The sequence below is a fragment of the Pseudonocardia pini genome (assembly GCF_013870575.1).
Classification (GTDB): Bacteria; Actinomycetota; Actinomycetes; order Mycobacteriales; family Pseudonocardiaceae; genus Pseudonocardia; species Pseudonocardia pini.
In genome coordinates, this window is record NZ_JACBXB010000583.1 from 1 (window position 1) to 3,620 (window position 3,620).

Here is a 3,620-nt window from a genome sequence, read left to right on the forward strand (position 1 = left end):
GGGACCGCGCGGTCTACGTGGGCGACACCGAGTACGACGTGGTCTCCGCGCGCCGGGCGGGCTACCTCGCCGTCGCGGTGGCCGGGGGCTACCGCCCGCGGGACGCGCTGCGGCGGGCCGAGCCCTACGCGCTGCTCGGCGAGCTCACCGAGCTTCCCGCCCTCCTCCTCCCCACCTGACCCGCGGTAGGGAGCCACGACCGTCGTCCGGGGCGTCGAGACGACAGGTGTGGCTCCCTCCTGCAGCCGGGGTGGTCAGGCCTTCGGGTAGGCCTGGGCGATCTGGTCCAGCGCGACCATGACGGCCGGGTAGTCCGGCCGGTAGACCACCGCGGACATGGCCTTGACCTCGTCGCCCTGGAAGGCCGGGAGCTGCGCGAACACCGGGTTCGCCTTGAGCTGGTCGAGCTTCTGCCCGCCCATCTCGATGACCTGCATGTTCGGGGCGTTCGCCACGTTCGCCAACAGCTCGGGACTGATCTCGAACGAGTCGCCGGTGCTGACGATGCGGGGGTTGTCCGCCTTCTCGACGACCGGGTCGAGCGTGAAGCCGAGTCCCGAGAGCAGCGTCGGGTAGGCCGCGGTCGGCGGCGCCATGTACAGCTTCTCCCCCGGCAGCGAGAGGTAGATCGACACCGGGCCGGTGGGCGGGGTGATCGCCGCCTTCGTGGCGGCCAACTTCTGCTCGAACGCCGCCTTCAGGCCCGGGACCTCGTCCTGGGCGTTGACGATGTCCGCGATCGTGTCCAGCTGGTCGTTCCAGGCGATCGTGGTCCGCGGCACCAGCACCGTCGGCGCGATGGCCTGCAGCTGCGGCAGCACCTCCTGTGCCTGGACCGCCGTGATGCCCTGCCCGCCGCCGACGATGAGGTCCGGCTGCAGCGCCGCGATGGCCTCGAGGTTCATCCCCTCGCCACCCTTGGACAGGATCGTCGTGCCCTGTGCCTTGGCCTGCTCGGCCCAGGTGGACGGGAAGCCCGAGGCGTCGGGGGTGATGCCCAGGACGCTCGTGTCGGTGCCGGCGACCGGGGCGCCGAGTGCGTAGAAGGTGCCCGCCAGACCACCGGAGAGGACCGCGATCCGCTTCGGCTGGGACGGGACCTCGACGGGGCCGGCGCCGACGTCGACGGTACGGGTGGCGGACTCGGCCGGGGCCTCGGCGGCGGGGTCACCGCCGCCACAGCCGGCGAGCACCAGCGCGGCGCCCGCCGCCAGGGCCGCGAGTCGCAGGGACGTCGTCACTTCGGTCTCCCCCGGGATCGAGGCCCCCCGCAGGAAGGCCAGCCTCACCAATGTTCCGGCAGCAGATCACGAGCGGTCACCGATCGGCAAGTCGGCGTGACCGGACCGGGTCCCGCTCCGCCCCGCGGACACGGTGGGTGATCGCCCCCCTGGGCCGATATTCGGTGTGAACCGAATCACTGTTATTGATCTTCACTCCTTTCCGGTATCGCGAAGGACCGAAGAAACCCCATCGGGTGATATCGGGGCCCACCTCGAACCTCGGACGCGACTGGGTCGATTAAGCAAGTGCGATGGGCACACGCCCTCGGCAAAAGAGATCCCCTGAAGTGGAGTACTCCAATGGGTCGCAACGCGTTCGACAGCGTGACGTCGGTCTTCAAGCGCAAGTCCTCCGAGGAGTCGGGCACCCGCCTGGCGTTCGAGTACGAGACCTTCGACAAGAGCAAGACCGAGGAGTACCGCTCCTTCGAGGGTCGTCGTCGCGGCGGCCGTCGCTGAGCTCGACCACGCTCTGTCGACGACCCCGCCCCGCACGCGTGCGGGGCGGGGTCGTCCACGTCTGAGCCCCTGACCAGCCCGGACAGCACCGTCCCGGAGGCGACACGTGGCACCCCCACCCGGCGGGACCCCCGCACTGCCGGTCCGCGAGGTTCTCGCACACTTCTGGCCCCACACCCGGCCCTACCGCGGGCGGCTCGCCGTCTGCCTGGCGTTCATCGCCGTGGGACCGATGGTCGACGCCGCCAACCTGTGGCTGTTCAAGGTCCTCGTCGACGACGTCCTCACCCCGCGCAATTTCGACGCATTCAGCACGGTTGCCGCATTGTTCGTCGGCATCATGGTGCTCGGCGGAATTCTGTCCTTTGCGGACGACTATCTCTGCACCTGGGTCGGTGAGCGATTCGTCCTCGACCTCCGCGACCGGCTCTTCGCGCACATGCACCGCATGTCGCCGGGATTCTTCGAACGCCGCCCGGTCGGCGACCTGCTGTCCCGACTCTCGGGCGACGTCAACGCGATCGAGTCACTCGTCGTGTCCGGGCTCATGCAGCTGGTGTCCTACGGCGTGCGGCTGCTGGTGTACGGCGGCCTGCTGTTCTTCCTCAACTGGCAGCTCGCGCTCGTCTCGCTGGTCAGCGTGCCGCTGTTCGCGCTCGCCTCCCGGTACTTCTCGAAGCGCCTCAAGACCGCCGCCCGCGAGACCAGCAGGCGCGGCGGACAGATCGGGGCCGTCGCCGAGGAGAGCCTGGGCAACGCCGCGCTGGTGCACGCCTACAACCGGCAGCCCGCCGAGACCCGCCGCTTCCGCACCGAGAACCTCGGCTCCTTCGCCGCCTCGATGGTCGCCGCCCGGCTCCGCGCGATCTTCACCCCGCTGATCGACCTGTTCGAGATCGGCGCCGTCCTCGTCGTGGCCGCGTTCGCCGTCTGGCAGATGTCGCAGGACGCGCTCACCCTCGGCGGGCTCCTGGTGTTCCTCGGCTACCTCTCCCAGATGTACTCGCCGATCAAGGGCCTCGCCGGGCTCACGAACACGATCTTCGCCGCCAGCGCGGGCGCCGAGCGCATCATCGAGATCCTGCGCGAGGAGCCCTCCGTCGTGGAGTCGCCGCACCCGGTCCCGCTCGACCGCGCCCAGGGCGCACTCAGCCTGGACGGCGTGCGCTTCACCTACCCGGGCGCCGAGCACCCCGCCCTCGACGGGATCACGGTGACGGTCCCGCCCGGCGGCACGCTCGCCGTCGTCGGACCCAGTGGGGCGGGCAAGACGACGCTCACGAAGCTCCTGCTGCGCTTCTACGACCCCGACGCGGGCCGGGTCGGCCTCGACGGCGTGGACCTGCGCGATCTCGACCTCGTCCGGGTCCGCGAGAACCTTGCCGCGGTCCTGCAGGAGACCCTCGTGTTCGACGGCACCGTGCGCGACAACATCCTCTGGGGCCGCCCGGGGGCGACCGAGGACGAGATGGTGGCGGCGGCGAAGGCCGCGGACGCCCACGACTTCGTGACGGCCATGCCCGAGGGGTACGACACCCCGGTCGGCCAGCGGGGTCGGCTGCTCTCCGGTGGGCAGCGCCAGCGGCTCGCGATCGCCCGCGCGATGATCCGCGACGCCCCGGTCCTCCTGCTCGACGAGCCCACCACCGGCCTCGACGCCCACTCGACCGAGCAGGTCATGGGCCCGATGAAGCGCCTGATGCGCGGCCGGACCACCGTGGTGATCAGCCACAACCTGCTCACCGTGACCGACGCCGACCACATCCTCTACCTGGAGCGCGGCCAGGTCCTCGGCGCCGGGACCCACCGGCAGCTGCTCACGACCTGCCCCGGGTACGCCCACCTCTACCGGCTGCACAACGGCCCGGGCGGACCGCG

4 protein-coding genes are annotated in these 3,620 nt (G+C 70.8%); 3 read left to right on the plus strand and 1 reads right to left on the minus strand.

Annotation, left to right across the window (positions count from 1 at the left end; translation table 11 throughout):
* Positions 1 to 17 precede the first annotated feature (17 nt).
* Positions 18 to 179, plus strand: a complete 162-nt coding sequence (locus H5J29_RS36640; RefSeq protein WP_376768572.1) for an HAD family hydrolase — start codon at positions 18 to 20, stop codon at positions 177 to 179.
* A gap of 75 nt (positions 180 to 254) precedes the next feature.
* Here the strand turns inward: H5J29_RS36640 and H5J29_RS25180 are convergent, their stop codons facing one another.
* A complete protein-coding gene (locus H5J29_RS25180; RefSeq protein WP_181783504.1) occupies positions 255 to 1,241 on the minus strand; it encodes an ABC transporter substrate-binding protein in 987 nt (328 codons plus the stop codon).
* A 342-nt stretch (positions 1,242 to 1,583) separates the two neighbouring features.
* Here H5J29_RS25180 and H5J29_RS25185 point away from each other — a divergent pair, with 342 nt between their 5' ends.
* Both H5J29_RS25185 and H5J29_RS25190 read left to right on the plus strand, forming a co-directional pair.
* Positions 1,584 to 1,742, plus strand: coding sequence for a hypothetical protein (locus tag H5J29_RS25185; protein ID WP_181783505.1), 159 nt, complete (start codon positions 1,584 to 1,586; stop codon positions 1,740 to 1,742).
* A gap of 106 nt (positions 1,743 to 1,848) precedes the next feature.
* On the plus strand, positions 1,849 to 3,620 hold a 1,772-nt coding region (locus tag H5J29_RS25190; RefSeq protein WP_181783506.1), incomplete at its 3' end, for an ABC transporter ATP-binding protein.

Bases quoted from the DNA above. Each gene is read 5' to 3' on its own strand.
- H5J29_RS25185 (WP_181783505.1), top strand. From the start codon at position 1,584: ATGGGTCGCAACGCGTTCGACAGCGTGACGTCGGTCTTCAAGCGCAAG.